This is a genomic window from Shinella sp. WSC3-e (genome assembly GCF_945994535.1).
In the GTDB taxonomy this organism is placed as follows: Bacteria; Pseudomonadota; Alphaproteobacteria; order Rhizobiales; family Rhizobiaceae; genus Shinella; species Shinella yambaruensis.
Map to the genome: position 1 here is coordinate 344,913 of NZ_OZ000531.1, position 26,816 is coordinate 371,728.

At 63.7% G+C, this 26,816-nt stretch carries 28 protein-coding genes; 14 read left to right on the forward strand and 14 right to left on the reverse strand.

Going from position 1 to position 26,816, the window contains the following annotated elements:
- Window positions 1-9: 9 nt before the first annotated feature.
- From AABF56_RS24790 to AABF56_RS24815, 6 genes are all read right to left on the reverse strand, one after another.
- On the reverse strand, window positions 10-1,254 hold the full coding sequence (locus AABF56_RS24790; protein ID WP_272807767.1) for a CapA family protein: 1,245 nt from the start codon (window positions 1,252-1,254) through the stop codon (window positions 10-12).
- Window positions 1,255-1,323: 69 nt separating this feature from the next.
- On the reverse strand, window positions 1,324-2,169 hold the full coding sequence (locus AABF56_RS24795; protein WP_272807766.1) for a transporter substrate-binding domain-containing protein: 846 nt from the start codon (window positions 2,167-2,169) through the stop codon (window positions 1,324-1,326).
- Window position 2,170: 1 nt separating this feature from the next.
- On the reverse strand, window positions 2,171-3,337 hold the full coding sequence (gene alr, locus AABF56_RS24800; protein ID WP_272807765.1) for an alanine racemase: 1,167 nt from the start codon (window positions 3,335-3,337) through the stop codon (window positions 2,171-2,173).
- Complete coding sequence (locus AABF56_RS24805) at window positions 3,327-4,058, reverse strand: ABC transporter permease (RefSeq protein ID WP_272807764.1); 732 nt, start codon at window positions 4,056-4,058, stop codon at window positions 3,327-3,329. The genes alr and AABF56_RS24805 overlap by 11 nt, the downstream gene beginning before the upstream one ends.
- Before the next feature lie 11 nt (window positions 4,059-4,069).
- A complete protein-coding gene (locus AABF56_RS24810; RefSeq protein ID WP_244766407.1) occupies window positions 4,070-4,729 on the reverse strand; it encodes an ABC transporter permease in 660 nt (219 codons plus the stop codon).
- A gap of 13 nt (window positions 4,730-4,742) precedes the next feature.
- Window positions 4,743-5,567 (reverse strand): amino acid ABC transporter ATP-binding protein, encoded by an 825-nt coding sequence (locus AABF56_RS24815; protein ID WP_443021173.1) that lies wholly within the window; start codon window positions 5,565-5,567, stop codon window positions 4,743-4,745.
- A gap of 269 nt (window positions 5,568-5,836) precedes the next feature.
- Between AABF56_RS24815 and AABF56_RS24820 the strand changes: the two genes are divergently transcribed.
- The 5 genes from AABF56_RS24820 to AABF56_RS24840 all read left to right on the forward strand — a co-directional run bounded on the left by AABF56_RS24820 (window position 5,837) and on the right by AABF56_RS24840 (window position 9,955).
- Window positions 5,837-6,778, forward strand: coding sequence for a LysR family transcriptional regulator (locus tag AABF56_RS24820; protein ID WP_244766406.1), 942 nt, complete (start codon window positions 5,837-5,839; stop codon window positions 6,776-6,778).
- Between the two features lie 166 nt (window positions 6,779-6,944).
- Window positions 6,945-7,430 (forward strand): Spy/CpxP family protein refolding chaperone, encoded by a 486-nt coding sequence (locus AABF56_RS24825; RefSeq protein ID WP_272807762.1) that lies wholly within the window; start codon window positions 6,945-6,947, stop codon window positions 7,428-7,430.
- Between the two features lie 70 nt (window positions 7,431-7,500).
- Window positions 7,501-8,037 carry a cytochrome b gene (locus tag AABF56_RS24830; RefSeq protein ID WP_272807761.1) on the forward strand — a complete coding sequence of 179 codons (537 nt, stop codon included), beginning with the start codon at window positions 7,501-7,503 and terminating at the stop codon, window positions 8,035-8,037.
- Window positions 8,038-8,046: 9 nt separating this feature from the next.
- On the forward strand, window positions 8,047-8,742 hold the full coding sequence (locus tag AABF56_RS24835; RefSeq protein WP_272807760.1) for a response regulator: 696 nt from the start codon (window positions 8,047-8,049) through the stop codon (window positions 8,740-8,742).
- Window position 8,743: 1 nt separating this feature from the next.
- Complete coding sequence (locus tag AABF56_RS24840) at window positions 8,744-9,955, forward strand: HAMP domain-containing sensor histidine kinase (protein WP_272807759.1); 1,212 nt, start codon at window positions 8,744-8,746, stop codon at window positions 9,953-9,955.
- Between the two features lie 72 nt (window positions 9,956-10,027).
- Here the strand turns inward: AABF56_RS24840 and AABF56_RS24845 are convergent, their stop codons facing one another.
- The 5 genes from AABF56_RS24845 to AABF56_RS24865 form a co-directional block, all read right to left on the reverse strand.
- Entirely contained in the window at window positions 10,028-11,419 is a 1,392-nt protein-coding gene (locus tag AABF56_RS24845; RefSeq protein ID WP_272807758.1) for an amidase, read from the reverse strand.
- A complete protein-coding gene (locus AABF56_RS24850) occupies window positions 11,416-11,604 on the reverse strand; it encodes a hypothetical protein (RefSeq protein WP_244766400.1) in 189 nt (62 codons plus the stop codon). The genes AABF56_RS24845 and AABF56_RS24850 overlap by 4 nt, the downstream gene beginning before the upstream one ends.
- A 27-nt stretch (window positions 11,605-11,631) precedes the next feature.
- Window positions 11,632-12,411, reverse strand: coding sequence for an enoyl-CoA hydratase/isomerase family protein (locus tag AABF56_RS24855; protein ID WP_244766399.1), 780 nt, complete (start codon window positions 12,409-12,411; stop codon window positions 11,632-11,634).
- 9 nt (window positions 12,412-12,420) lie between these two features.
- Window positions 12,421-12,891, reverse strand: a complete 471-nt coding sequence (locus AABF56_RS24860; RefSeq protein ID WP_272807757.1) for a hypothetical protein — start codon at window positions 12,889-12,891, stop codon at window positions 12,421-12,423.
- 62 nt (window positions 12,892-12,953) lie between these two features.
- The gene (locus AABF56_RS24865) at window positions 12,954-13,784 is read right to left on the reverse strand and encodes a transporter substrate-binding domain-containing protein (protein WP_272807756.1); all 831 of its coding nucleotides are present in this window, start codon (window positions 13,782-13,784) and stop codon (window positions 12,954-12,956) included.
- A gap of 190 nt (window positions 13,785-13,974) precedes the next feature.
- Between AABF56_RS24865 and AABF56_RS24870 the strand changes: the two genes are divergently transcribed.
- The 6 genes from AABF56_RS24870 to AABF56_RS24895 are packed head-to-tail and all read left to right on the forward strand — an operon-like array spanning window position 13,975 to window position 21,299.
- Window positions 13,975-15,249 carry an acyl-CoA dehydrogenase family protein gene (locus AABF56_RS24870; RefSeq protein WP_272807755.1) on the forward strand — a complete coding sequence of 425 codons (1,275 nt, stop codon included), beginning with the start codon at window positions 13,975-13,977 and terminating at the stop codon, window positions 15,247-15,249.
- A gap of 10 nt (window positions 15,250-15,259) precedes the next feature.
- Window positions 15,260-16,441, forward strand: a complete 1,182-nt coding sequence (locus AABF56_RS24875) for an acyl-CoA dehydrogenase family protein (protein WP_272807754.1) — start codon at window positions 15,260-15,262, stop codon at window positions 16,439-16,441.
- 52 nt (window positions 16,442-16,493) lie between these two features.
- Window positions 16,494-17,486 carry an SDR family oxidoreductase gene (locus AABF56_RS24880; protein WP_272807753.1) on the forward strand — a complete coding sequence of 331 codons (993 nt, stop codon included), beginning with the start codon at window positions 16,494-16,496 and terminating at the stop codon, window positions 17,484-17,486.
- Window positions 17,486-18,631 carry an acetyl-CoA acetyltransferase gene (locus AABF56_RS24885; protein ID WP_272807752.1) on the forward strand — a complete coding sequence of 382 codons (1,146 nt, stop codon included), beginning with the start codon at window positions 17,486-17,488 and terminating at the stop codon, window positions 18,629-18,631. Before AABF56_RS24880 ends, AABF56_RS24885 begins: the two co-directional genes overlap by 1 nt.
- Before the next feature lie 3 nt (window positions 18,632-18,634).
- Window positions 18,635-19,063 carry a Zn-ribbon domain-containing OB-fold protein gene (locus AABF56_RS24890; RefSeq protein WP_272807751.1) on the forward strand — a complete coding sequence of 143 codons (429 nt, stop codon included), beginning with the start codon at window positions 18,635-18,637 and terminating at the stop codon, window positions 19,061-19,063.
- A gap of 49 nt (window positions 19,064-19,112) precedes the next feature.
- Window positions 19,113-21,299, forward strand: a complete 2,187-nt coding sequence (locus AABF56_RS24895; protein WP_272807750.1) for an acetate--CoA ligase family protein — start codon at window positions 19,113-19,115, stop codon at window positions 21,297-21,299.
- Window positions 21,300-21,543: 244 nt separating this feature from the next.
- Here the strand turns inward: AABF56_RS24895 and AABF56_RS24900 are convergent, their stop codons facing one another.
- A complete protein-coding gene (locus AABF56_RS24900; protein WP_272807749.1) occupies window positions 21,544-22,527 on the reverse strand; it encodes an NAD(P)-dependent oxidoreductase in 984 nt (327 codons plus the stop codon).
- Window positions 22,528-22,784: 257 nt separating this feature from the next.
- Between AABF56_RS24900 and AABF56_RS24905 the strand changes: the two genes are divergently transcribed.
- The 3 genes from AABF56_RS24905 (at window position 22,785) to AABF56_RS24915 (ending at window position 25,361) form a co-directional block, all read left to right on the forward strand.
- The gene (locus tag AABF56_RS24905; protein ID WP_338341918.1) at window positions 22,785-23,024 is read left to right on the forward strand and encodes a (2Fe-2S)-binding protein; all 240 of its coding nucleotides are present in this window, start codon (window positions 22,785-22,787) and stop codon (window positions 23,022-23,024) included.
- A complete protein-coding gene (locus AABF56_RS24910) occupies window positions 23,021-24,475 on the forward strand; it encodes an NAD(P)/FAD-dependent oxidoreductase (protein ID WP_272807747.1) in 1,455 nt (484 codons plus the stop codon). The genes AABF56_RS24905 and AABF56_RS24910 overlap by 4 nt, the downstream gene beginning before the upstream one ends.
- A gap of 136 nt (window positions 24,476-24,611) precedes the next feature.
- Complete coding sequence (locus AABF56_RS24915) at window positions 24,612-25,361, forward strand: FadR/GntR family transcriptional regulator (protein WP_272807746.1); 750 nt, start codon at window positions 24,612-24,614, stop codon at window positions 25,359-25,361.
- A gap of 32 nt (window positions 25,362-25,393) precedes the next feature.
- Here the strand turns inward: AABF56_RS24915 and AABF56_RS24920 are convergent, their stop codons facing one another.
- A complete protein-coding gene (locus AABF56_RS24920) occupies window positions 25,394-25,915 on the reverse strand; it encodes a MaoC family dehydratase (protein ID WP_272807745.1) in 522 nt (173 codons plus the stop codon).
- Window positions 25,897-26,811, reverse strand: a complete 915-nt coding sequence (locus AABF56_RS24925; protein WP_272807744.1) for a branched-chain amino acid transaminase — start codon at window positions 26,809-26,811, stop codon at window positions 25,897-25,899. Before AABF56_RS24925 ends, AABF56_RS24920 begins: the two co-directional genes overlap by 19 nt.
- Window positions 26,812-26,816 lie beyond the last annotated feature (5 nt).

Genomic DNA, 26,816 nt, shown 5'->3' on the forward strand with positions numbered 1-26,816 from the left:
TCATTGTCGTTACGCGCTGATCTCTGCCGTTATTCTCCCAAAACGCTCGGCGAAGGCGATCGACACGCCGTGTGCCTTCGAGCGGATTGCCAAATCCTCGATCATCCTCGCTGCCAGCCCTTCCGGGGCAGGGACCGGAACGATCCGTTCGTGATAATTGTCAGCGTCCAGATTCTCGCCGCCGATGACGACAGGATGAAGGTCGATCGACCGGAGCCTCGCGTCGGCATCAAAACGGCATGTCGCCACCACGCTTTTCCAGACATCCGGTGCGCTCCATACGACCTCCCCCTCATCGAGATGGAAGAGAAAATTACCGAGCCCGAAGAAGATCGGCGCGCGGCGATAGATTTCGATGGGCTGCAGGACCGGCGCGCCATGACTGACGAACATCCCCGCGCCGGCATCGATACAAGCCCGTGCGAACGCCTGAACCCAGGAAGGCACCTCCCGCCAGTTCGGCTCCCAATGATGATGGTGGAGGTAGGCGATGACGAAGGCGCCTTCCGCGGCAGCGTGGCGGATCGCCGACAGATGACGCTGCAGGCTCGCCTCGTCCACCAGGATCCGGCGCCGGTTCTCCGGGGCGCGGCAAAAGACCGTTCCGTAAAAATCGATCTCATCGGCCGATTGCAGGTCCGGCGGATCGTGCGGCTGGGCGTAGTTGCCCCGTTCCATCGGACTGCTCTGGAAGATGTCCTGAATGCCGGAGAGGCTCGCGAATACCGCGGGCTCGACCGCAAAACGCCTCGACACGTCGAGCCCATTCACGCCCGGCCTTGCAGGACGCCGGTCCGTCGCGTCGGCCGCATACATGGTCGCCGGGCCGGGGCCGGCGTCCATGGCAACGAGCGCCACCCGCCTTGTGCCGAAGGTTTTCATTCCCGGCCGGCCCGCGTCTGTGGCATCGACACCGATACCGGCGTGAAGGAACCCCCTCTCCGCCACTTCCTCCAGCGTCGACAGAACGCCCGGAGGGCCGAGGTCGAAGGCGTGGTTGTTGGAGAGCGCCAGGGTGTTGAAGCCGATGTCCTTCAGCGCATCCAGCACAAACGGCGCCGAACATCCGAAATAGGACCCCTTCATCGGCCACCCGCCATGCCGGCCGAACACCGTCGTCTCGAAATTCGTAAAAGCGATATCGGCCTGCTTGATCAGTGCCTTGATTGCGGCAAATCCATCGTCCCGGACCTGCCGGACATCATGATGAATGAGAGATTGCCCGGTGACGGCGAGCGTGAACGGTGAAGACATGGCGATGTACCTTGGAGAAGAATTCAGGAGGAGGCGGCCCGAGGGCCGCCGATAGTCGCAGGGGGACAGTCAGTTCGCGAGCTGCGGAGCAATATCCACGCCGAACCACTTTTGGCTGATCTTCCCGAGCGCGCCGTCCCGGGTGCTCGCTTCGATGGCCTTGTCGAAGGCCTCGGCAAGATCGGCATCCTCCTTGCGAAGACCGACACCGACGCCGGGGCCCCAGGTGCCTCCCGAAAGTTCAGGGCCGAAGAATTCCACCGCCTTGCCCTCCGGCGTGTCGAGGAACTGCTTCCAGACCAGGCGATCGCCGAGGCCGCCGTCGATACGCTCCGATGTCAGGTCGAGCTTCAGGTTTTCCTGGCTGTCATAGCTGCGCACCTCCGCAATGTCGCCGAAGAGTTCCTGCACGACCGCCTCCGAGTTGGAGGAGCGAAGGACACCGAGGGTCCTGCCCTTCAGGCTTTCCCTCAGCTTGTCGATGGTCTCCTTCTTCGCCGCGTCGATATCCGTGAGGTTCAGCTTCGCCTCGATATCCCCGGGCGGCAGGCCGAGCGCCCGGCGCATGACGATCTGGTTCGGCGCCACCGCATAGGGAACGGAGAAGGCGATTGATTTCTTGCGCTTTTCGGTGATCGACATGCCGGCCATGATCGCATCGTACTTCTTCACCAGAAGGCCGGGGATGATGCCGTCCCAGTCCTGCGCGACGAAGGTGCATTGCAGCTTCATCCGGGTGCAGAGCTCGTTGCCGACGTCGATGTCGAAACCGACGAGCGCGCCGTTCTCGTCGATATAGTCCCACGGCGGCGAGGCGCCTTCCGAGGCGATGGTGATGGCCGTGCGCTCCGCGCCATGGGCAAGGCCGGCAGCCAGCAGGAGCGCCGCGAGGGCGCAGGTCAGTTGTCGTTTCATGTCATTCCCCTTCTTCTTGGTTCGGTTTCGATCGTGGTGCGGCGTCTATCCGCCGCAGGCTCTCCCTGAGGCCGCAGCCGACGCCTGTTTCATCGGTGTTCCAGGCTTCGGCGAGTTGCGGCAGCGTGATGCGGTCCGCACCGGAAGAGCCGAGCAGGACCGCCTCATCCCCGAGCACCGCTTCGGGAATATCCGTGACGTCGATGCGAAGATGTTCGAGATGGACGGGCGGCACGACGGGCGCACGCCGCCCCCGGACGAGCACCGAGGCCGAGGAGCCGAGGTCTCGCGGCACCCCGTGCCCCCAGCCGATCCCCAGCACGGCAAGGCGCATCGCCGGGTGGTAGCCCGGCAGGCCCGGCGGCCTTCCCATGCTGTCGTGGCACGTCTTGAGCGCCACGATGCGCGCCTTGATCGCCGACAGGGCCGGCCGGATTGAGAGGGTCCGACGCCCGGCCCCGGAACGGGCCAATCCGAAGAGGAGGGCACCGGGATCGACCGCGTCCATGTCGAATTCCGGGTGCTGAAGCAGGCTTTCGCTGCTTGAAACCATGACGGTTGCGGGAAGCCGCCCCTCCGCCTTCAGCGCGTCAAGAAGCGGCGTCAGGCGTGCGACCTGCGCCGGCGCAGAAGACCCGGCGTCGCCGAACTCACTGAGATGGGCATAAAGGCCGTCAACGGCGAGATTGCTTTGCGAGGCGCACAGTTTCACCAAGCGCCGGAGGCTGGCGGGCACCACGCCGGCGCGCCAAAAGCCGAGATCCACCTTCACGAAAACCTTGAGCGGCACGCCGGTCGCAAGCCAGCCCTTCAGGTCCTCCTCGCCGGAAACTGAAATCGTCAGGTCGAGGTCCCTGATAAGGTCGACGGCATCCGGACCGATGCCCGGATACATGAGGATCGGCGTTCCGGGCGCCGCCCGCCGCACGGCGATCGCATCGGCGATGGACACGACGCCGAAGGCATCGGTGCCGGCCGCGGACAGGAGAGAGGCTACCTTCCCCGCCCCGCATCCATAGGCGTCCTGCTTCAGGCAGGCGAAGATCTTTGTCCCGGGACCGATCGCCGCCCGTATGGCGCGGTAGTTGGAAACAATCGCCGACGGATCGATCTCGCGCCACGCGCTCTCCCGGAGCGGCAGCAGGTCTTGACGGGCGTTACTGTTCATGGGGCACCTGCCGCAGGATGACCCGGCGCGGATTTCTCCTTGCCTGGGGCGCCGCGTTCAACCGGGCCTCCAGCACGTTGAAGAAACCGGTCAGGAGGAAGGTCAGGCCGAGATAGAGCACGCCCGCGGCGATGAAGATCTCGTAGGGTGCGAAGGTCTCCGACACCAGTTTTCGCGAAAGGCCGGTGATCTCCAGCAAGGTCACGGTGCTGGCGAGCGACGTCGCCTTCACCAGGCTGATGACCTCGTTGGCATAGGACGGAAGCACGCTTCTGAAGGCGATCGGAAAGATGATCCGGCGCTTGATCTGCAACGGCGACATGCCGACCGCCTGCGCCGCCTCGATCATGCCGGTCGCCACGGCCTGGATCCCGCCGCGAAAGATCTCCGTCGTGTAGGCGGCGCCGTTCAGGGAGAACGCCAGCAGGCAGCACCAGAAGGGATCGCGCAGCAGGACCCAGAGCACGCTCGAGCGAATGGCGCCGACCTGACCGAGGCCGTAATAGATGATGAAAAGCTGGACGAGCAGCGGCGTGCCGCGAAACACGTATGTATAGGCGAGCACTGGTAGGGAAAGCCACTTGCGCGGCGACGCCCGCATGAAGGCAAGGGGCACGGCGAGGACGAAACCCGCCAGGAGCGATGCGAATGTCAGGAGAAGCGTCAGCGGAATGCCGCCGGTAAGCGTGACCGTGCTGGTGAGGAGGAGCATGATATCCATGGCGCGGCACCTCACCGCCCGGGAACGGCGAAACGCCGTTCGAGGAGATTGAAGATCACCAGCGCCAGGCTGGTCAGCGCGAGATAGAGCGCCGATGCCGCGAGATAGAATGTCAGCGGCGCCCGCAGCGACCCCGCGCCGATGGCGGCGACCCGCATGATATCGGTCAGCCCGACGATCGAGATCAGCGACGTTTCCTTGACAAGGGAGATCCACTGGTTCGCAAGCGCCGGCAGGGCGATGCGCAGCATTTGCGGAAGGATGACGAGCAGCCAGGTCTGCCAGGGATGCAGCCCGAGCGAGCGGGCCGCCTCGATCTGCCCTGCCGGTATGCTGAGCACCGCCCCTCGGAAGATTTCCGCCGTATAGGCGCCGAAGACGACGGTGAGGGAAACGACCCCGGCGAGGAACGCGTTGACCTCGACATAACGTCCGAAGAAGGCGCTGATGGCGACAGTTCCGCCGAAATAGATCAGCAGGATGATGATGAGTTCGGGCACGCCCCGAATGATCGTCGTGTAGAAGCCGACCGCGGCGCTTACCGCCCTCCACCGCGACAGCCGCCCCGCCGCAGCAAGCAATCCGAGCGCCATGCCGAGCGCGCCGCTGACAAGCGCCAGCAGTACCGTCGTCTTCAGTCCGTTGACGAACTGCACCACGAAACCGTCCATGCGCGAGGTCCTCCTATCGATGGGAAGCGAGAAAGCCGCGAAGACGGCCTGAGACGGGAGAGGAGAAGAATTCCTGCGGCGGGCTTTCCTCTTCGATCAGCCCGCCGTGCATGAAGGCGGCCCGCGTCGAGACCTCGCGCGCGAAAGCAAGTTCGTGGGTGACGATCACCATGGTCCGCCCCTCCCCGGCAAGCGCCGCCATGACACGCAGCACTTCGCCCACCAGTTCCGGGTCCAGCGCCGAGGTCGGCTCGTCGAAAAGCAGCACCTGCGGCTCCATCGCCAGCGCCCGGGCGATCGCCACGCGCTGCTGCTGGCCGCCGGACAAATGGCGCGGATAGGCATCCGCCTTGTCCGAGAGCCCTACCTTGGCGAGGTAGTGGCGGCCGAGCTCGGCGGCGGCGCCGCGCCGGATCCCCTTGACGAGAACCGGCCCCTCCGTGACGTTCTCGAGCGCCGTCTTGTGCGGCCAGAGATTGAAGTTCTGGAAAACCATGCCCATGGAAGCCCGCACCCTTCGGACCTGCCGGTGATCGAGGATGCCGGCAGGTCCGCCGTGCGGCGATGCGGCGCGGATCGCCAGCTTCTCGCCGTGCACCCAGATGTCTCCGCGATCGGGAATGGTCAGGAGATTGAGGCACCTGAGCAGCGTGCTCTTGCCCGAACCGCTGCTGCCGAGGATCGAGAGGATCTCGCCGGGACGGACGATAAGCTCGACACCCCGCAGGACATCGTTGCCGCCGAGCCGCTTTTCGATCCGCTCGGCGCGGATACCGGGTTCCGCGGCCGGTTCACCGACGCCGAATGCAGGATACGACAAAGCCTTTGCTGCGCGCATGAAGCGGCACCACCCTTTCGCTTTCGATTTTCGATGTAGCGGAACCCCTTGTGTTCCGTCGGCGCCGGCTGTCCGTCACGGCGGCGTTACGGACATAGAATTGCCTGTCGCGCCCATAGGGTCAATTTATAAGCAGGATTATTTTTAGATAAGCCTGGCTTATATGAAGAAGAGCCATCCGGCTCGGAGGTGGCGGCTCCACGCGAGAGGGTATAAGTTGGTCTTTGCATTTGCAGAGCTACGAACCGCGCACGCAGGAACGCACCATCATGGTCGAAATCGCAGGGACGGGCGTCACGCTTCGCCAGCTTCAGATTCTGCGCGAGGTCGTCAGGACCGGTTCCGAGAGGGCGGCGGCAAAGGCCCTCGACATCACCCAACCCGCCGTCAGCCAGCAGATCAAGCAGCTGGAAACCCTGCTCGGCGTACAGCTGTTCATGCGCGACAAGGGGCGGCTCGTTCCAACGGCGCAGACGATGACCCTCTTTCGCGACGCCGATGCGACCTTCGTGCAGATGGAAAGGATCGCCCGGACCGTCTCCTCGCTGAAGGGCATCGACAGCGACACGATCGGCATCGCCGCGCCGCACGTCTTCTCGCTCCGGCTACTTCCCGATGCCATCCGCATGCTGCGGTCGCGCCAGCCGGTCGCGGCGGTCCACATCAAATCCGGCACCTACCGGGAGGTGACGGACCATGTGCTCGAAGGGCGGGCGGATCTCGGACTTGGCCGCCTGCCGCTCGACGAAAACGTCTTCGACTGGCGCCCGATGACGACGGCGACCAATGTATGCATCTTCCATCCGGAGCACCGGTTTGCCCGGAAGGACTTGATCCGGCCGGAGGATCTGGTCGGCGAGCCGCTTGCGGATATCGAACCGCAGATGCAATCCCACCTCATGAGCGAGAATGCCATTCGCTACATGGGAGCGGAGCCGCACCTCGCCATCCAGGTGGATGTCATCGGCCAGGAGGTCAGTTTCGTCGCCGCCGGCCTCGGCATTTCAAGCAGCAATACCTTCGCCGCCCGGCAGGCTGCGTGCTTCAACGTCGAGATCCGCCCCTTCGAGCCAAGCGCGCTCTATCACTACGTCGTGTTCTGGCAGAAAGGCCGATATCTGGGCCCCATGTTGCAGGAAGCCGTGAACGTACTCGTCGCGTGCGCGCAAGACACCGATCTGCCAGCGGGCGCAAAAGCACCCGATGGCTAGGGATCTTGAAGGACGCCAGCCGGCGGCCCGGCACGCGAATGTCCGTCGGCGCCCTCCTCCTGCTTCTTCACAAAACTTAATATGACGCGTGGATGGGAGAAACACGCGGACATCATCTTCTCCTTGTCGCGGCGATGAGAGGCCGTGCAAGACGAGGAGAAGCAACATGGAAGACAGCAGCAAGAAAGGCCGCCTGCGCAAGTATCTGGTAGGCGGGATGACCGCGGTTCTGGCGCTCGGCGCGCTCGCAGTCACCGGCGTGGTTCAGGCGAACGGCTTTCGCGGCCATGGATTCGGCGGCCCCTTCGGCGGCTTCGGCCTGGAACGCGCGCTGAAATCGGTGGACACGACCAAAGAGCAGCGCCAGAGAATCTGGGCCATCGTCGATGCCGCCCGGACGGAAATCCGCCCCATGATCAGCGATCTGGACGATAGGCGTGACCGCCTGGCCGCCCTCGTGAGGGCCGAGACGCTGGACCGCGCCGCGATCGAAACCCTGCGGAAGGAAGCCCTTGCCACCGCGGACGCCGTCTCGGCCCGGGCGCTCGAGGCCTTCATCCAGGCAGCCGAGGTCCTGACGCCCGAACAGCGGACGGAACTGCTGGAGAAGCGCCGCTCTTTCGGTCCCGGCTTCAGGCCGGGCCGTGAATGAAGGCGCGTGGTTCGGCCGGGGCGGCCACGCCCCGGCTCCCCGACCCGATATCCAATCAGGAGTTCCGATCATGATGAAGAGCAGCGCAGATCGCTACGGCAGCGTTGCCGTGACAATCCACTGGCTCAGCGCCGCCGCGATTCTCGTCCTCCTGGGAACCGGCTTTCGAGCCGCCGCCTCGAGCGATCCGGCGATGTTCCTGCGCGTGCATGTGCCGCTCGGCATCGCCACCCTTGCGCTGACGATCCTGCGCGTGGCGTGGTGGCTGGTCTTCGACCGCAAGCCGGCGCCCATGGCAAATACGCCGCCCTGGCAGGAACGTCTGGCGCGAGGGGTTCATGCCGCCTTCTATATCGTCCTCTTCGGCATGTTCGGCAGCGGCATCGCGCTGATGGCGATGAGCGGGGCCGGAGCCATCCTGTTCGGCGGGACCGGGTCGTTGCCGGATTTCGCGGCCTATGCGCCGCGCGGCCCGCACGGGATCGGCGCGATGGCTCTTATCGGCCTCCTGGTTGCCCATGTCGGGGCCGCGCTCTATCACGCCTTCGTCCGGCGTGAGGCGATCTTCACGCGTTTGTGGTATGGCAAGGACAGCGCGGTGCGCTGAGGAACGGGCATGGCGGAACATCTCCTGATCATCGACGACGACACGAGGCTTTCCGCCATGCTGAACGACTACCTGTCCGCCAATGGCTATCGGGTGCGATCGGCGCCCACGGCCACGGCGGGACTGGCCGATCTCAGCCGCAGCCCTGCCGAAGCGGTGATCCTCGACGTCATGCTGCCCGACCTCGACGGCTTCGAGGTGCTGAAGCGCATCCGCGCCGGATCGGACGTCCCGGTCCTGATGCTGACCGCCAGGGGAGACGAGACCGATCGCATCGTCGGGCTCGAGATCGGCGCCGACGACTATCTGCCCAAACCCTTCAGCCCCCGCGAGCTGCTGGCCCGGCTGCGCGCAATCCTGCGCCGCCGCGGCGCCTCTCCGGTGGCGGGCATCCTTCGCTTCGGGCGGCTGGAGATCGACCCCGGCTCCCGCAGCGCGCGGCTCGACGGGCAGGTCTGCGACATGACCGGCCACCAGTTCGACATCCTTCTGGCCCTTGCCGAAAGCGCCGGGCGGATTCTCACGCGCGAGCAGTTGCTTGATCGCGTGAAGGGGATCGAAGCCGATGCGTTCGACCGGTCGGTCGATGTCCATGTCTCCCGTATCCGGGCGGCGATCGAGGACGATCCCCGGCACCCTCGCCGCATCGTCACCGTGCGCGGCGCGGGCTATGTCTTCGCACGACGCCAGGACGACAAGGACTGACATGCGCGGGCGGCTGTTTCTCAAGATCTATCTGACGGTTCTGGCCGGCATCGCGATCCTCGCGATTGCGGGGATCGTCATGGTGGCGCTGTTCGTGGATCGCGAGGATCGCGGCTGGGTCAACCAGCGTGCCGAGCTGCTGGCAGCCATGCTGTCCGGTCCCGAGGAGCCGCAGGCCGTGCTGAACCGCATCGGCCCGGCAAGCCATGCGGAGATCGAACTGCGCGATGCGGCGGGAACCCTCGTCGCGGCCTATCAGCCCGCCGAACGGGATGGCATCACCACCTTCGCTCCCGTCACCGTTGCGGTGCGGGACGGCGGAACATTGACCGCGCGTTTCACCCTGCCGTTCCGGCCGCGCGGCAATCCGTTGCTGCTTCTGGCGCTCGTTGCCGGCTTGACGGCGCTCGCGGCCTGGCCGGTCGTGCGCAACCTTACGCGCCGGCTGGAGCGTCTGCGCCACGGTGTCGAGAGCTGGGGAAAGGGCAACCTGTCCCTGCGCGTCGCCGTCGAGGGGCGCGACGAGGTCGCGAGCGTCGCCGACAGTTTCAACCGGGCCGCTGCGCAGGTCGAGGCGCTGGTCAATTCGAACCGTTCGCTCCTGGCCAATGCCAGCCACGAGTTGCGCTCCCCGCTTGCCCGCCTGCGCATGGCCGTGCATCTCCATGAGGACAACCCCACACAGACGCAGCGCGAGGAGATCGCGCGGAACCTGGGCGAACTGGACGACCTTGTCGGCGAAATCCTGCTTTCCAGCCGGCTGACCCATGGCGAGCGGACCGAAGCGTTCCAGCCGCTCGACCTTCTGGCGCTTGCCGCGGAAGAGGCCGCGCGGGCGGGGCTGGACGCCTCCGGAACGCCGGCGGAGGTCGTGGGCGATGCGCGGCTCCTGTCCCGGGCGATCCGCAACCTGATACAGAACGCGGTTCGTCATGGCGCGGCGCCCATCACGATCAGCGTCAGGTCCACGGGCGCCATGACCGAACCGTCGGTCCGCGACCATGGTGCCGGTATCCCTACGGGAGAAGGCGAACGTGTCTTCGAACCCTTTTACCGCCCGGGCGGCCACGGCGAGGCTGCCGGAGGATGGGGCCTCGGCCTTTCCCTCGTGCGCCAGATCGCACAGCTGCATGGAGGAACGGTGCTGCACGACCCGCCCAGGGATGGAGGCACACGGTTTATACTGCGGCTGCCACGATTGGATACGCCCTGAGCCCCGCGGCCGCCATACATGCATGCTGAGCAGAACGCTATCGGGCGCGCGGCAAGGCAGCCCCGCACAATGTCAGGACGAGCAGAGAACAGGGCGTCTCTGCCTCCATAGGGTTGAAGTTTCGAGGAGCGTAGCGACCTGGAAAAGCGTGGCCTCGCCGAAGGGTCGGCCGCCGATCTGCACGGAGAGCGGCAGGCCTTTCGGCCCAAACCCCATGCAGACCGCGATGGCAGGATAGCCGGTCAAATTCCAAGGCAATGCAAAACTCGGCTTTTCAAGGCCGTCCCAGAAGGGGACGTCCTCGATGAGCGGCGCCTCGGAAGCCGAAGCTGCGGTTATGAGGACATCGACCGTTTCCATAGCCCGTGCGAACTCGTTACACAATTCGCGCCTGCGCCGTTGCGCCTGGATGTAGTCGTTGCTTGTCATGAAGGATGCCAGCAGCAACCTGTGCCGTAGACGCTCACCGAAATCGCGGAAGCGGCTCCTCAGCGTCTGCTCGTGATATGCGGCGGCCTCCGCGTTCATTATCACGCGGTTTGCCGAGGAATATTCCGCCAGGGACGACAGCTTGACATCGGAAACGACAGCGCCGCCGTCCCGCAGGATCTCGATGGCCTGCGATACCGCGACTGCCGTCTCCTCGCTGACGGGATTGTCTCTTTCATGGAAGTGAGCGACAACGCCAACTTTCAAACCCCGCAGGCTCTTGCCGATCTCACCTGAAAAATCGGGAACGGGAACGTCGGCGCTCGCCCGATCCGAGGGGTCGAAGCCGGCCATCTCCTGAAGCAGGAGGGCACAATCCTGCGCCGTCCACGCCATGGGCCCGATGTGGTCGAGCGTATGGGCAAGGGGAATCACGCCGGATCGGCTGCAGCGGCCGAATGTGGGCTTGATGCCGGAAACACCGCACATGGCGGCCGGTCCCCTGATGGAGCCGCCGGTATCGGTGGCGGTCCCGCCAAGAGCCATGCCGCAAGCCACCGCCGCGGCCGTTCCACTGCTCGAGCCAGAGGTGAAGTAATCGGGATTCCAGGGGTTCCGGGCGGGAGGCCAGGGTAAATCGAACGAAGGCCCGGCAAGAGCGAATTCCAGCGTGGCGAGCTTGCCGAGCATGACGGTCCCCGCGTCCGCCAGGCGGCGCACAACGGTGGCATCGGACGAAGGAACATTATCCTGCAAGATCCGGGAATGCGCAGACGTCAGAATTCCCGCCGTTTCAAAAAGATCCTTGTGGGCGATGGGAATGCCGTCCAGCGGCGTTCGCCTCCGGTCCTTCATCATCCGCTCTTCAGCCGCCCGGGCATCGGCAAGCGCTCGTTCGCCCGTCACCGTGATGAACGCTGCGAGCGTCGGATTGAGAGCTTCGATCCGATCGAGGCATTCGCGGGTAAGCTCGACAGGCGACACTGTTTTTGCGGCAAGCTTCCTGCCCGCTTCAGCGATCGTCAACGGGCTCATTCGACGGGTTCCGGCTGAAAGCCGACGGCAAGGCCGGTCGTGAGGTCCGACGGCCGGCGGAGCGAGGCGATCATGCCTTGAAGCTTGAGATAACCATCAAACAGCAGCTCAAGGTCGACGTCGTCATGAGGCAGTCCACTCCGACGGACAAGGACGATGAAATCTTCAAAAGTTGTCTCAGCCATAACACGCCCTTCGAGAGGCCCCTTGCGCTATTCCCCGCGGAATGCCGCGGACCGTTTTTCGATAAAGGCAGCGCGCCCTTCGGCGACGTCAACCGAGTTGCGCTGAAGCAGATTGTTCAGCAGCTGCTCGATCCGCAGCCCGTCCTGGAGGCTCATGTCACGCGCGCGCATTGCCAATTCCTTCGTCGCCTGAACGGCGAGCGGTGCATTGCGGGCCATGGTGTCCGCATAGCGCCTCGCCACGGCCATCAATTCGCCCGCGGGCGCGACACGATTTATGAGGCCGCGCCGTTCCGCCGTTTCCGCATCGATGGTGTCTCCGGTCAAGAGCATTTCCATCGCGTGCGCATGGGCCAGTTGCCGCACCAGCCGTTGTGTTCCGCCGAGACCGGCAACGATGCCGCGCTTGACTTCCGCGACGCCGAATGCGGCATTCGGCGAGGCGACCCTGATATCGGTGGCGAGAAGCAACGTCATGCCCCCTCCGAGACAATGGCCGTTGACCGCCGCGATCACCGGCTTCCACAGTTCAAGGCCACGGTTCAGCAACGGCATTTCCTGCGTCTGCCAGAGGTTCCGCAGTTCTTCCCTCGCGCCGATGACATCCTTGATGTCCGCGCCCGCGCAGAACGATTTCTCGCCCGCCCCCGTCACGATGGCGCACCGGATTTTCGGGTCGTCCCGCACCTCCACCCACGCCCTGGAAAGCTCGGCGTAGTGAGCGCGGTCGAGGGCATTCAAGCGTTCCGGCCGATTGATCGTGATCGTGGCAATTCCATTCTCATCAGCGAGAAAATCTATCGACATCAGGTTTCCTCAAACAGCCTGCTCCTGCAGGTAAATGCGGTTGATCGCGTTTGCCTCAAGGATCGTGAGGCCCTCGGACGTTTTGAGACGGTGCGCGTAAACGACATGGATCGTCCCCGGTTCGAGCAGCTTCACGTCGATGATCCTAAGGAAAAGGCGGATCATGACGGGAGCCGGCACCGGATCGGAAAAGCGAACGTCGTCGAAGCCGTAGAGGAGGTTCATCCGGCTGGGAAACTCGAAACGCAGATCCTCGATGCTCGCCCGCAATCGCCCGAGAAGGGAGAGAAGCAGTGCCCCGTCAACAAGCGCTGGCCGGGATTTCGTGCATCTCCTCCCGGTGTCGTGCGGTCCGGCACGCCGGGCCGCCTCGAAGCGTCGAGCTTGTTCTTCGCTGATCTGCGACCATGCGCCTGGGCCAAGGTCCTTCGCGAGGACGGCTTGGAGGTCGGCGCAGGTCGAAATGACGCGCAAGCGCATGGTCGGCCTCCGGATCGAAGGCCGGCCCGATGGAATCGGGCCGGTCCCGTCTGTGCTCCAGGTCAGCGCACGATCTCGGGCTCGATGGCAAGCTGCGGGTCGATCCCATATTTCTCAAGGATTTTCGCAACCGTGCCGTTCCGATAGATCTCCTGCATCCCGTTCAGATAGGCGTCGAGAATCTCGTTGTTGTCATTCTTGGCGGCAAAGCCGACCTTCACGTCACGCGCCTGGGTGAAGGCGATCTCCAGCGTCTCCGGATCGTCCTTCACCCGCACGACGGCGGCGCCCGCATTGTCGAGCAGAAAGTCGATGCGCTTGTTCAATATCCCGCGCACGGCCGCATCCGTTTCGGTCGCGACCACGATATTGATCGCGGGCTTGCCCGCCGCCTCGCACGTCTTCGACTGCTCCTCCAGCGCCTTCTGCGAGAAGGTGCCGATGACCGCACTTGTCGTGAGGCCGCAGAGGTCGTCCATCGACTTGATACCGTGCTCGTTCCCTTTCGGCACCACCAGGGCGCTGCCGGCCTTCATGTAGACGACAAAATCGACGTTCTGCGCACGCTCCTCGTTGTAGAAGAGGTTTGCGTTCATGATGTCGGTCTGGCCGTTCAGCACGGTCGGAAGCAAGCTGGTGAAGACGCCCTTCACATATTCCGGTTTGAGGCCGACGCATTCCAGGGCCGCTTCGCCGATCTCGACGTCACTCCCGATGAGCTTGTCGGAGCCCTCCTCGGCATAGGCGAACGGCGCGTAAAGCGGCGATATGGCGATCTTCACGGACTTTCCAGCGAAGGTCGGGTACTTCTCGGCGGCCTTGTCGGGCTCACATGCCGCGCTCGCCGCGGCAGTCATGAAGCCAAGCCCAGCGATGGCAACCAGAAAACGCATTGCTCGTCTGCTCATTTGAATTCCCCTGATTATGACCTGAAAGGACGCACCCGGCTTGCCTTGTCCGGCCGCAATAAAAGAGTGCACCAGTACACTGTGCGACTATTTTACTTTTTCGTCAATTGCCGGATGTGTGTTTTTCTCGTGCCCGATATGGGCAGCGGAATCTGCCAGAATCCGCGAAGATCGGTTGACAAGCAAAAGCGATATTAGGTATACCGGGCAAATAGTATACTTATTTGTGCAGGAGGCACGCATGTTCATAAGGTCTGTCGGCAGCGACAACCGCTTGAATGCATTCCGCGAGGAGGTCCGCCAATTCTGCCGCGAAAAGATCCCTGCGGAAATCCGGCGAAAGCAGGAGAAGTCACAGCACCTCGAAAAAGCGGAATATGATGCCTGGCTGAAACTGCTCGGCGAAAAAGGCTGGCTTACCGGCAAGTGGCCGAAGGAGCATGGCGGCCTCGGATGGGAGCCCGAACAGTTCCTCGTGTTCGAGGAAGAGCTCGGCAAGGCGGGGGCACCGCCCCTGATCAATTTCGGCATCAATCTGGCCGGTCCCGTCATCTTCACCTTCGGAAACGACGAGCAGAAGAAGAAGTACCTCGCCGATATCGCCAAGAACAACACCTGGTGGTGTCAGGGCTATTCGGAACCGGGCGCAGGCTCCGATCTTGCAAGCCTCAAGACCCGCGCTGTCCGCGACGGGGATCACTACGTCGTCAACGGCCAGAAGACCTGGACCTCGTGGGCTCACTGGGCCGACATGATCTTCGTCCTGGTGCGGACGGATGCGACCGTCAAGAAGCAGGCCGGGATCTCGTTCCTGCTGATCGATATGAACACCCCGGGCATCACCGTCCGCCCCATCATCGGCATCACGCGGCACCACCACCTCAACGAAGTCTTCTTCGACAATGTCCGCGTGCCTGTCGAGAACCGCATCGGCGAAGAGAACCAGGGGTGGACCTATGCCAAGTTCCTCCTTGCCAACGAGCGGCTGCACAGTCTGAGCTTCGCGAAGTTCGAAGCCTATCTGGCGAAGATCCGCAAAGCGCTCGACGTCGTCAAGGATGGCGGGCGCCCCCTGTCGGAAGATCCCACCTATCGGCGGAAGCTCGCGGAACTCGACGTCAGGATGGCGACGGCAAAAGCGCTGATGGCCGATCAGCTGGCCGCCGCGCGGACGACCGGCTCTCCGCCGATGATGGGCGCCGCGGCATTGAAGCTTCGCGGGACCGAACTCCAGCAAAGCATTCTCCAGATGGGACTGGAAGTGCTCGGCCGGAACGGGCCCGTTTATCAGGACCTGGCGCTGGAACAGAACTGGGACGGGGAATTTGTCGGCCCGGACGTCTCCGCGGGCCTGATCTACGAGCACCTCTATCGCCGGGCGGCGACGATCTACAGCGGCTCGAACGAGGTGCAACGGAACATCATCGCCAAGGGCGCCTTGGGGCTTTGAGGATCGATCCATGACCAGTTTCTCCGCTGACGAACGCCAGCTTCTCGACGAAAGCCTGCAGAACTTCCTCTCGGAAAAATACGGCTTTGAACGGTGGCAGCAGCGTTCGGGTCCGTCCGGCGATCAATATGGTTCAAATGAATGGCGCCAGTTTGCGGATCTCGGATGGCTCGGCGTTGCGATACCCGAGGAATTCGGAGGCACCGGCGGAGGGCTGACGGAACTTGCCATCGTCATGGCGGCGGCCGGCCGGCACATGGTTCTCGAAGGGCTGCTCGGCACCGTCGTTCTTGGAGCCGGCGCCATCGAACTGGCCGGTACGCAAGCGCAAAAGGGCGACCTGCTTCCGAAAATCGCTGCCGGAGAGCTGCGTCTCGCCTTCTGTCATTCCGAACAGGACGCCGGATATGCGCGCGACTACGTCACCACGATCGCCCGTCCGGTCGACGGCGGCTACGCCCTGGAAGGCCGCAAGGCCTTCACGCTCGGCGCACAGGCGGCAGACTTGCTGGTCGTTTCGGCGCGCTTGGGCGCGGCCGATGGCCCTGTCGGCCTGTTCCTCGTACCGCGCGAAACGGACGGCGTTTCTCTCAACATAGCCCCTGCCCTCGATGCGCGGCTTGGCGCTGAAGTCCGCCTGTCGGCCCGGGTTCCGGGTTCCGCGCTGCTCGGCCGTGCCGATGCCGACCGGACCGCCTCGATCGACCATCTCATCGACCGGGCCGCGATCGCGGTTTGTGCCGAGGCCTGCGGGGCCATGGCCGAGGCCACCCAAAACACGATCGAATACCTGAAGGTCCGCGAGCAGTTCGGCCAGCCTCTTGCCAAATTCCAGGTTCTCCAGCACCGCCTGGTGGATATGAGCCTTGCCTGCGAGGAGGCGCGCGCGATCGTTCATGCCGCGCTTGAAGCGCTCGACGTCGGCGCAGCGTCGGCGCAGCGCACCGTTTGGCACGCAAAGGTACAGACCGCCCAGTCCGCGCGCTTCGTCGGGACCCAGAGCCTTCAGCTCCATGGCGGCATCGGCATGACGGACGAGTTGAAAGCCGGCCATCTCTACAAGCGGCTGTGCGTCTGCGAAGCGATGTTCGGCGATGCCGACTGGTACCTGAAGAAACTCGGTCAGACTTTGCCCGAACATATCCGCGCGCGGACGCAGGACGATCGGATGAAGCCGTCCGAGGTGGCATAGCCGACACGCCCGAGGACTTGGGCACGCAGGAACGACAGGAAAGGGAACGGAAATGAAGTTGCTGGACGGAAAAGTCGCGCTCGTCACCGGCGGAGGGCGCGGGATCGGTCGCGGGATCGCGCTGTCCCTGGCGGCCAATGGTGCGAAAGTCGTCATCAACGATCTGGGTGCGGGACTGGCAGGAGACGGCACCGACGCCGGACCGGCGCAAGAAACGCAAGCCGCCATCGAGGCGCTCGGCGGTAAAGCCGTCATCAACGGCAGTTCGGTCGCCGACCATGCCGCCGCCCAGGGAATGGTCGAACAGGCGGTCGACACCTTCGGTCGCCTCGATATCGTCGTCCACGCGGCGGGCGTCCTGCGCGACCGCATGATCTTCAACATGACGGAGGAGGAATGGGACGTCGTGGTCGCCGTTCACCTCAAGGGGCTGTTCAACGTTCTGCGCCCGGCAACGGCCCTGATGCGCCAGCAGAAGGGCGGCCGCATCATTTCGCTGGCGTCAGGCTCGGCCTATGGCGATGCGGGACAGCCGAACTACTCCGCCGCCAAGGCCGGCATCATCGGGCTCAGCTATTCCACGGCCAATGCGATGGCGAAATACGGCGTCACCTCGAACGTCGTCCTGCCGACCGGTACGACGCGCATGATCGACTCGAAGCCGGAATCGCGGAAGATCTTCGAGGAAACCGGAAAATGGCCGAGCGAGCACGCCAGAGGCACGCCCAAGGATCCCGACAATGTCGCGCCGCTGGTCTCCTTCCTTGCTTCCGATCGCGCCGCGAACGTCAACGGCCAGGTCTTCCATTCCTACGGTTTCGGCTACACGCTCGTCGAGCCTCCGCGCACGCTGGCGCGGCTGGAAGGCGATCATGCCTGGACGGCCGAGAGCCTGGCAGATGCCTTCGACACATACATGGAACCCGACATGAAGCCCCGTCCCGCAATGCCGTTCGGCCGCGACGTCGACAACCTGGGCGACGATGACTGGCACGCGATCGGCGAGGGACGCCGCTATTGGGTGCGCAAAGAGGAGAGCAGGTAATGCCAACCAGACAAGCCGCCGTCGTCGGCGTTGCCGAATCCGACGAGATCGGCGTTGTTCCGAACAAATCCACGCTTCAACTCCAGGGTGAAGCCGTGCTCAATGCGCTCGACGATGCCGGCCTTGCGCTCCGCGACGTGGATGGACTGTTCACGGCGGGGTTCCGCACGACCGAGGTGGCCGAATATCTGGGCATCCACCCCCGCTATTACGACGGAACGCATGTCGGCGGCTCGTCCTTCGTCGTGCATCTCGGCCATGCCGCAGCGGCGATCGCCTCGGGGAGGATCGAGGTGGCCCTGATCGTCCACGGCGAAAGCGGCAGGTCTCGTATCGGCCTGCCCGCTTCCGCCAGCAGCGCGCAGGGAATGGAAGGCCAGTTCGAAAACCCTTACGGCATGCCCGGCGCGCCGGGCGCGTATTCCATGGCCTGCGCGCGCCATATGCACCAGTACGGCACGACCGACCGCCAGCTTGCGGAAATCGCCGTTGCGGCGCGCCAATGGGCGCGACTGAACCCCAGGGCGTTCAAGCGCGATCCGCTGACGATCGAGGAGGTCCTCGCCTCCCCCTATGTCAGTTGGCCGTTCCGCAAGCTGGACTGCTGCCTCGTGACCGATGCAGCAGGCGCCGTCGTCGTCACCAGCGTCGAACGCGCAAGGGACTTGAAGAAGGCACCGGTGCGCGTGCTCGGCTGGGGCGAAGGCCACGATCACCAGATCATCAGCCAGATGCCGGACGTCACATCGGGTCCCGGCCGGATTTCGGGCCCCGACGCTTTCGCGATGGCTGGCGTCAAGCACGCGGACATCGATGTTGCCGAGGTCTACGATTCCTTCACCTACACGGTTCTGACATCGCTGGAAGATCTCGGCTTCTGCAGGAAGGGCGAAGGCGGCGATTTCGTCTCGGGCGGCCGGATCGCGCCCGGTGGCGATTTCCCGCTGAATACGAGCGGCGGCGGCCTCTCCTATACCCATCCCGGGATGTTCGGCATCTTCACCATCATCGAATGCGTCCGCCAGCTTCGTGGAGATTTCCGCGGACAGGGCCTGCGCCAGGTCGCCGACGCGAAGATCGGCCTGGTCCATGGCACGGGCGGCAAGCTTTCAGCAACGGGGACCGCCATTCTGGCGGCAGATTGAACCATGACCGAATACACGAAGCCGCTTCCGAAAGCCGACCCCGTCACGGCGCCCTTCTGGGAAAGCCTCAAGCGGGAGAAAATCGAGGTTCAGCGTTGCGACGATTGCGAAGCCCACATTTTCTATCCCCGCGCGCTCTGCCCCCATTGCAGTTCGCGCCGGCTGAAATGGACCCCGGTCTCCGGACGCGGCCGGATCTACACGTTCACGATCGTCCACAAGGCGCCGGGGCCGGCCTTCAAGGCCGATGCGCCCTACGTCGTCGCGCTCGTCGAACTCGACGAAGGCTGCCGCATGATGACGAACATCGTCGACGTCCTTGCGGATCCCGATCATGTCAGGATCGGCATGCCCGTCGAGATCGTCTACCACCATGTCACGGACGACGTGACGCTGCCGAAGTTCCGTCCGGTCGTGCGTGCCGAGGCTTAGGCCCGGCACACGCCAAAAAAGCGCACCTCCTCAACCCAGGAGAAAACCAATGAGCACCCCGGCTCTCCGCCAGTCGAGCGACGACGGTCGAACCAACGGCCATTCCGCCGGCCTCTCCCTGAACGGCTTTTTCTCACCGCGCAGCATCGCGGTCGTCGGCGCGTCCGAAACGTCCTATTGGGGCCGGAATATCTTCCGCAACCTCAAAGCGCAGGGCTTCGAGGGCCGCATCGTGCCGGTCAATCCCAAGCGCCGGACGATCTTCGGCATTCCCTGCCTCGCCAGCCTCCGCGATCTCAAGGAGCCGGTGGACCTCGTCTATATCGCGACTCCGACCGATTTCGTGGGGTCTGTCCTGGACGATGCTTCCAGCGTCGGGATCCGCAACGCGGTGATCATCGCCGCAGGCTTCGGCGAATCCGGCGCGCATGATCGCCAGCGCGAGCTGCAGGACAAGGCCGCCGCGCACGGCATCACGATCCTTGGACCGAACTGCCCGGGCTTCGTGAACATCGCGGAGGGTGTTTCCGCCTATGGCCAGGAAATCCCGGCCGGGATGAAAAGCGGCAACGTTTCCATCGTCCTTCAGAGCGGCGCGCTTGCCACCGTCATCATGAGGCTCGCCCGGACCCATGGCATCGGCGTTTCCAAGCTCATCTGCATGGGCAACGAAGCCATCGTCGATACGGCGGATGTGATCGAGCATTTGATCGCCGATGGCGAGACCCGGGTGATCGCGATCTTCGCCGAGCAATTCCGCAACGGGCGCCGCTTCCTCGATCTCGCGCGCCAGGCTCTCGTCGCAGGCAAGGCGATCGTCGTGCTCAAGGCCGGGCGCACGCCGGAAGGTCAGAAAGCCGCGCTTGCCCATACCGGCGCGGTCGCCGGCGACGAAGCCGTGGTCGATGCGGCCCTTCGCCAGGTGGGCGTTGCGCGCGTGCGCAGCCTGGAGGAATTGCTGATCACCGCCGGCCTCTTCGCGAGCGGCGTACACATCAAGGGCGCACGCATGGGCGCCGTCACCGCGTCGGGCGGCGCCTGCGACATCATTGCCGACCGCGCATCCGACGAGGGTCTGGAGCTTCCCGGCTTCAGCCCCGAGACAAGGAAGGCGCTCGCGGACTATCTCCCCTCATTCGCCACGGTGCAGAATCCCCTGGACACGGCTGCCGTCGATACCCTGCGTGAAACGGGCACGGCCGCCGTTCCGATGGATGTCGTTGCGGAAATCGTCAGCCGTGACCCGAACATCGACTTCGTCCTCTATCTCGGTTTCAACGTGGTTCCGCAGACCCGTCCCGACGATGCCGCGGCGGAAAAGGAAGCGGCCCGAATGGCCTATGTTCGGGACATGCTGGACAAATCCCCTGTCGCGATCGTTCCGGTCAGCCTGAGTTGCATGGAAGTGGGTCCGTTTGCGCGGGAGCTCTACGATGCAAACCGCATCTTCATGCTCGGCGGCATCGAGTTCGGCATGACGGCCCTCGGGCATTGCGTCCGGTGGCAAAAGGCCCGCAGCGCGGCCCTCGCCGCAGGCAAAGCCGAAACCCCGGCGCCGGCGATCACGCGTCACGATTCCCGCAAAGGCCCCTGGTCGGAATATGCCGGCCGCAAGCTTCTCGAAGCGAGCGGCGTGCCGCTTGTTCCGGCGGAACTGGTGAACGACGCGCAGGAAGCCGTCAGCACCGCGGAAAAGCTCGGATATCCGGTCGTCCTGAAAATCTGCGCCGCCGAGATCGCGCACAAGTCCGACATCGGTGGCGTAGCCCTCGATCTCCAGACGGCCGAGGCGGTGCGCGAAGCCTACGAGCGCGTCGCCGCGGCGGGGCGTCGTGTCGCGGGCGCCAATGTCGAGGGTGTCCTTGTGAGCCCGATGCGCCCTCGTGGGGTGGAACTTTTCGCCGGCGTCACGATCGATCCATCCTTCGGCCCCACGCTCGCGGTCGGACTTGGGGGGATCTGGATCGAAACCCTGAAGGACGTGAGCCTGCGCGTCCTTCCTGTGACGCAGGACGATATCCAGACGATGCTCCGCTCTCTGCGCGCAAGCCCGCTGTTGAACGGCGCTCGGGGCGGCCCGAAAGTGGATATCGCAAAGGCCGCGGCGGCAATCCACCGGATCACGCAGGCGAGCCTGTCGCTCGGCGATCAGGTGCAGGCGTTCGAAATCAACCCCCTATGGTGTCTTGAGGACAAGGTCGAGGCACTCGACGTCCTCATCGTCACCGAGGGATGATCGGACCATCCAGCGGAATGGGCGCCTCGACCGGCGAAAGCACGATCGAGGCGCCCTGATTTTTCCGCCAGGCGGCACCGGGAACGAACGCCGGCCATGCCGGATCGGAAGTCTCCCCTCGCACGGCAAGCGGAAGACCGCCTAGAGCATTTCCGGTGAACTCCGGTTCACCGGAAATGCTCTAGGTTCTTGTTTTTACCGCATTATCCGACGCCGAAGCGATCCCGCTCCGGCTGGAAATGCTCTAGTTTGACCATCCCTCGCCCAGCCGGATGCAGAGTTCGCCGTCGGGGAGCGGGCGTCCGGACAGAAACAGCTCGATATTCGCCAGGCCGCGTTCATAGATCTTCACGAAATTCTCCAGTGTCGCGCCCGCCAGATGGGGCGTCACCACAACATCGTCGCGCGTAAACAGCGGCGATTCGTGCAGAGGTTCGACGTCGAACGTATCGAGACCCGCCGCGAAGATCCCCTTGCGATCGAGTGCGAGTGCCAATGCCGCTTCGTCTATCAAGCCCCCTCGGGCGCAATTGACGATCGTGGCGCCCGGCTTCAGCATCCTGATGCGTCTTTCATCGAGCATGTTCCGGGTCTGCGCCGTGAGCGGGACATGCAGGCTGACCACGTCGCAGCAGGTGAGCAGCTCCTCGTATTCGCAAAAGCGGATCGCCAGTCTTGCCTCGGTATCCTCGTCCGGCCGTCTGATATCGTAATAGACGACATCGACGTCAAAACCGGCAAGACGGCGCGCAACCTCGCGCCCTATCGCGCCGAGACCGACGATCCCGACCGTCTTGCCGGCTAATTGCCGCTGAGTCGCCCGACCTTCCGCCCGCAACCACTGTCCGGCCCGTGTCCGACGATCGAAATAGGGTAACCGGCGGAGTGCCGCCAGCATCAACAGGACGGTATGCTCGGCGACCTGCCCCGCATTCCCGGCCTGAAGACGCGCGAGCCCTACATTGTGCCGCTGGCACGCCTGGGGGTCCACATTGTCGACACCCGCACCGAGCTTCTGGACAAACTTCAGATTCGGCGCTGCCTCCAGGAGCGCAGCATCGATCCCCGTTCCGATTATCATCGCCACGTCAGCACCTGCGGCAGCCACCTGCCGGTCGCGTCCATCGTTGGAAGGGGTGCACGATACCTGCCAGCCGAAGGGAAGAAGCCTGCCGATCTCTTCCCGAATCCTCGGATCCACGGCATCCAGAAACGCCAAATGCACCATGACGGTTTCACCTCCCTCAGCACGATTATATGATACCAGTACACCCAATAATGCAGTTTCGCAATGGAACCTCCTCAGTCGGCTGCCATCGATGGAGACCGGGTTCCTGCCGCCTCGAATGTTTGTTCCGTTCACTGGACTTACCCTTCATGGCAGGATATATAGTATACTAGTTTTATGAATGTGAGGTCAAAATGATTGATCTACGCGTCGCCCCCGTAAAGCGCGGACAACCGTTCGACATTTCCGTGAACGGAATGCCGGTTCGCGCATATCCCGGCGAGACGGTGGCCGGTGTCCTCCTCGCCGCGGGCATGAACGTTTTCAGGAAAACCCGCGAAACGGGCCGCGAACGCGGCCAGTTCTGCGGGATGGGCGTCTGCTACGACTGTCTTGTCGACGTGGACGGCCAGCGGTCCCAGCGAGCGTGCATGACGGCTGTTGCGCCGGGCATGAAGATCGAGGTTCCCGCCTTGTCGAAGGATCGTGCGGAATGACGACGCAGCAACGCCCTCCAGCCAGCACGGACGTCCTGGTCATCGGTGCCGGTCCGGCCGGCCTTTCGGCTGCCGCGCTCCTCAGCGATGCGGGTGTGAACGTCGTCGTTCTCGACGAGAATGCGCGTCCCGGCGGCCAGTACTACCGTCAGAGCAGGCTGGCCGGCTCCCTGCCCGAAACGATCGTCGGCCCCTCGCAGGAGGCGGGTCGCGACCTGATTGGCAAGGTCAAGGCCGATCACGCAACCATCTCCACCGACACCCTCGTTTGGGGCGTCGAGGACAGCAAGACCATCCTTTACACGCAGGGCGGACATTCGGGGCGCATATCGGCGGGAGCGATCATTCTGGCCACCGGCGCCCATGAACGGGTTATCCCGTTTCCCGGATGGACTCTGCCCGGTGTCATGACGGCCGGGGCCGCCCAGACCCTCTTGAAAGCCCAGGGGATTCTTCCCGGAAAACAGGTCGTGATTGCCGGCACAGGCCCCTTTCTGTATCCCGTGTCGACCCAGCTGGCGGCTGCAGGCGCCGAACTGGCGGCAATCTGCGAACTGTCGCGGGATCGCTTCTGGCCGCTCCGTGTCAAGCAGCCCTACAGGCATTTTCATATCTATCGGGAAGCGCTCGGGTACCTGGCCAGGATGCGGCGACTGGGCCTTCACGTCTCCATGGGAACCAGCGTCGTGGAAGCTGTTGGCGATGTCGCTCTGCGTGCGGTCGTGGTCGCCGAATTCGACGCTGCGCACAGCGAAATTCCCGGAACGCGCCGAACGATACCCGCCGATACGTTGCTGACCAGTTTCAGCTTCGTGCCGAATGTTCAGATAGCCCGGCTTCTGGGATGCGAGCTGCGCTGGGATCCGGTTCAGCAGGCGCACTTCGTCAAAGCCGACGGTCAGCTCCAAACCTCGCGTGACGGCGTTTATCTTGCCGGTGAAATCGCCGGAATTGGCGGGCACCGCGTGGCGAAGGCCGAGGGCATCCTTGCCGCCGCAAGCGTTCTCGAGCACCTGGGCCACAGGCTTGCTCCAGGAGCGGTCCAAAAGCGGGAGGCAGCGTCGCGAACCAGGTCGGCCGGCCGGCAGTTCGCTCACCACATGCTGAAGTCCTTCGCGCTGAAGCCGAAGATCTTCGATCTCACGAAGCCGGACACGATCGTCTGCCGATGCGAGTCCGTCCCTCGCGGGGAAATCGACTACCATGCCGAGATGTGGGACGGGGCCCAGCGAGCGGTGAAGCAATGCACGCGTGCCGGTATGGGAAGATGCCAGGGGCGGATGTGCGGCTTTGCCGTCGCGCAACTCGTCCGCCGGCATTGCGCTGCCGCCGACAGCATCCCGGCGCCCGACACGGCACGAATGCCCGTCAAACCCTTGGCCCTGCGTGAAGTCGCGCCATGGAACGATCCGACGCAAGGAGCGCCGCGGCCGACAGATCAAACGCCCTGAGGGCGTATGATAGACATGCAAAGACGGATTGGGTATGAGTAGAATAGTAACCCCGATAGACAGATATCGAGAAACAGCGCGAGGCCTTAGTCTGGTGGATACTCAGCAAGACACATCGCAGGCGGCGACCAGGAAGATGTTTGATTCAGCCAATCCCGGAAAAGCATCTCAGGTGATCGTCTCTCAGATTCGAGAGGCGGTCGATGCCGGCAAGCTGCGCGTCGGCGACCGCCTGCCGCAGGAGAAGGATCTGATCGAGCAGTTCGGCTTCAGCCGCGCGGTCATCCGCGAGGCCTTGCGAACGCTGGAAGCGGAAGGCCTCATCCGCCTCGTCTCCGGACGAAACGGCGGCGCGGAGATCTGCGAGCCTGATCCGCTGAAGTTCGTGCCGGCGATCACAACGCTCATGCGGCTGCAGAACACCTCGATCGATCAGGTCCACGAGACGCTCGAACACATCGAGCCGATCATAGCCGAGTTGGCGACACAGCGGCACACGAAGGAAGACATCGACGCCCTCCAGGAGTCGATCGATATCATGCTCGCCAACACCACGGACCGCGTGCTTTGCCAAACCCAGGCAAACCGCTTCCATGTGTTGTTGGCGCGCGCCACCAAGAACCAGATGCTGATCTTCCTCAGCACGATGATCCGGCAGGTGATCGTCCGCCTGGACTATCAGGGCGTGGGCGAACGGCCGCTGAAAGTCGCGGAAGAACACCAGCGTATCGTCGATGCGATCAAGAAGGGCGATGCCGAAGCGGCTCGTGAGGCAACGCTCGATCACGCGCATCAGTGCGAGTTCGCGGTTCGGTCCTCGCAAACCGGCTACAAACTCAGAAACGACGCCACAAGCGAGCAGATGACGAGAAACCTGCTTCGATAGGTCGAAGCAGGTCACGAGGCGTTCCGGCCTTCTCAGTCCAGGAACTTGCGGTTGATGGCCTCGACGATGAGCGCCGGGCGCTCCTTGCCCTCGACCTCGACGGTCTCCTTGAACTGCATTTCGAAAACCCCCGGCTTGACCAGTTTTGCATCGGCCAGGGTCTGCCGCAGGCGGATCCTCGATCCCACGGGGACGGGCGAGACGAAACGCACCTTGTTGTAGCCGTAGAGCACGCCCATCTTCGCGTTCAGCTCGATCCGCATTCCGCGCAGGTCTTCGCGCAGGGTCGAGACCAGCGACAATGTGAGGGCGCCATGGGCGATCGTACCGCCGAACGCACTCTCCTTCGCGGCCCGTGCGGGGTCGCAATGGATCCATTGAAAATCTCCGACGACAGCCGCGAAGGCGTCGACGCGTGACTGCTCGATCAGCAGCCATTCGCTTACGCCGATTTCCCTGCCGATCGCGGCGAGAACCGCATCGATTGTCGACAAGATCCGTGTATCCATCGCGCCCTCCTCGTCCATACCGCCTGTCATACCGCCGTCAGCCACGCGTGATCCGGGTTCGTGCGACCGAACGCGAGATCGAAATACGTGGCCTGCAGTGCCCTGGTCAGCTCGCCGGGCGTGCCGGCGCCGATAGCGTCGCCGTCGACATCGATGATCGGCGTGATCTCGGCCCCGGTCCCGCAGAAAAACGCCTCGCTCGCATCGAAGAATTCACTGCGATCGACGTCCCGTTCCTGCACCTCGATACCTTTCTCGCGAAGCAGGCGAATGACGGTGTCACGGGTAATGCTCTCGAGGATGTCGCTCGTTGCCGAGGGCGTCACCGCAACACCGTTGCGAACGAGGAAGAGGCACATTGCCTGACCTTCCGACAGCTTGCCACGGCTGTTGAGGAAAATCGCCGCATCGTAGCCGTCCTTGGCGGCCTGCAGGCCGGCATAACGGGAATTGTTATAATTGCCGTTCGCCTTGGCGCGCGCCGGCATGACGTTATCCGAGATGCGCTGCCAGGACGAGATTTGAGCGCGCACGCCACGTTCCACCTTCTTGGGCGTATCGCGCGCGATTGCCGTTATGAACGTGCCGATCGGGGTCTGCGCATTGCTCTCGCCGGCGCCGGCGACATAGACCGTCGGGCGAATGTGGACCGCCGCACGGAACGCATTCCTGCGAATGAGATCGACAGTCGCCTCCATCATGGTTTCAGCCGGGACGATCCGGCCGAAGCGCATGATCCGCTGGCTGAGCTCCAGGCGTCGCATATGCTCTTCGAGCCGGAAGAGATACATCTTTTCCGTGTCGGCATTCCAATATCCACGAATGCCCTCGAACACGGCGGCGCCGTATTTGACCGCCGGAGTGAAAACGTGGATCCTGGCGTCGTTCCACGCGACGAATTCTCCGTCGAGATAGACCAGAAGATTTGAGTAGTCGGACATGGCGG

Excerpts from the sequence above, each read along its gene's own strand:
- AABF56_RS24865 (WP_272807756.1), bottom strand. The coding sequence starts at position 13,784 with ATGCGTTTTCTGGTTGCCATCGCTGGGCTTGGCTTCATGACTGCCGCG.
- AABF56_RS24880 (WP_272807753.1), top strand. The coding sequence starts at position 16,494 with ATGAAGTTGCTGGACGGAAAAGTCGCGCTCGTCACCGGCGGAGGGCGC.
- AABF56_RS24915 (WP_272807746.1), top strand. The coding sequence starts at position 24,612 with ATGTTTGATTCAGCCAATCCCGGAAAAGCATCTCAGGTGATCGTCTCT.
- AABF56_RS24810 (WP_244766407.1), bottom strand. The coding sequence starts at position 4,729 with ATGGACGGTTTCGTGGTGCAGTTCGTCAACGGACTGAAGACGACGGTA.
- AABF56_RS24875 (WP_272807754.1), top strand. The coding sequence starts at position 15,260 with ATGACCAGTTTCTCCGCTGACGAACGCCAGCTTCTCGACGAAAGCCTG.
- AABF56_RS24895 (WP_272807750.1), top strand. The coding sequence starts at position 19,113 with ATGAGCACCCCGGCTCTCCGCCAGTCGAGCGACGACGGTCGAACCAAC.
- AABF56_RS24890 (WP_272807751.1), top strand. The coding sequence starts at position 18,635 with ATGACCGAATACACGAAGCCGCTTCCGAAAGCCGACCCCGTCACGGCG.
- AABF56_RS24855 (WP_244766399.1), bottom strand. The coding sequence starts at position 12,411 with ATGTCGATAGATTTTCTCGCTGATGAGAATGGAATTGCCACGATCACG.
- AABF56_RS24825 (WP_272807762.1), top strand. The coding sequence starts at position 6,945 with ATGGAAGACAGCAGCAAGAAAGGCCGCCTGCGCAAGTATCTGGTAGGC.
- AABF56_RS24900 (WP_272807749.1), bottom strand. The coding sequence starts at position 22,527 with ATGGTGCATTTGGCGTTTCTGGATGCCGTGGATCCGAGGATTCGGGAA.
- AABF56_RS24905 (WP_338341918.1), top strand. The coding sequence starts at position 22,785 with ATGCCGGTTCGCGCATATCCCGGCGAGACGGTGGCCGGTGTCCTCCTC.
- AABF56_RS24840 (WP_272807759.1), top strand. The coding sequence starts at position 8,744 with ATGCGCGGGCGGCTGTTTCTCAAGATCTATCTGACGGTTCTGGCCGGC.
- AABF56_RS24835 (WP_272807760.1), top strand. The coding sequence starts at position 8,047 with ATGGCGGAACATCTCCTGATCATCGACGACGACACGAGGCTTTCCGCC.
- AABF56_RS24860 (WP_272807757.1), bottom strand. The coding sequence starts at position 12,891 with ATGCGCTTGCGCGTCATTTCGACCTGCGCCGACCTCCAAGCCGTCCTC.
- AABF56_RS24830 (WP_272807761.1), top strand. The coding sequence starts at position 7,501 with ATGATGAAGAGCAGCGCAGATCGCTACGGCAGCGTTGCCGTGACAATC.
- AABF56_RS24925 (WP_272807744.1), bottom strand. The coding sequence starts at position 26,811 with ATGTCCGACTACTCAAATCTTCTGGTCTATCTCGACGGAGAATTCGTC.
- AABF56_RS24815 (WP_443021173.1), bottom strand. The coding sequence starts at position 5,567 with ATGCGCGCAGCAAAGGCTTTGTCGTATCCTGCATTCGGCGTCGGTGAA.
- AABF56_RS24910 (WP_272807747.1), top strand. The coding sequence starts at position 23,021 with ATGACGACGCAGCAACGCCCTCCAGCCAGCACGGACGTCCTGGTCATC.
- AABF56_RS24795 (WP_272807766.1), bottom strand. The coding sequence starts at position 2,169 with ATGAAACGACAACTGACCTGCGCCCTCGCGGCGCTCCTGCTGGCTGCC.
- AABF56_RS24845 (WP_272807758.1), bottom strand. The coding sequence starts at position 11,419 with ATGAGCCCGTTGACGATCGCTGAAGCGGGCAGGAAGCTTGCCGCAAAA.
- alr (WP_272807765.1), bottom strand. The coding sequence starts at position 3,337 with ATGAACAGTAACGCCCGTCAAGACCTGCTGCCGCTCCGGGAGAGCGCG.
- AABF56_RS24805 (WP_272807764.1), bottom strand. The coding sequence starts at position 4,058 with ATGGATATCATGCTCCTCCTCACCAGCACGGTCACGCTTACCGGCGGC.
- AABF56_RS24820 (WP_244766406.1), top strand. The coding sequence starts at position 5,837 with ATGGTCGAAATCGCAGGGACGGGCGTCACGCTTCGCCAGCTTCAGATT.
- AABF56_RS24850 (WP_244766400.1), bottom strand. The coding sequence starts at position 11,604 with ATGGCTGAGACAACTTTTGAAGATTTCATCGTCCTTGTCCGTCGGAGT.
- AABF56_RS24885 (WP_272807752.1), top strand. The coding sequence starts at position 17,486 with ATGCCAACCAGACAAGCCGCCGTCGTCGGCGTTGCCGAATCCGACGAG.
- AABF56_RS24790 (WP_272807767.1), bottom strand. The coding sequence starts at position 1,254 with ATGTCTTCACCGTTCACGCTCGCCGTCACCGGGCAATCTCTCATTCAT.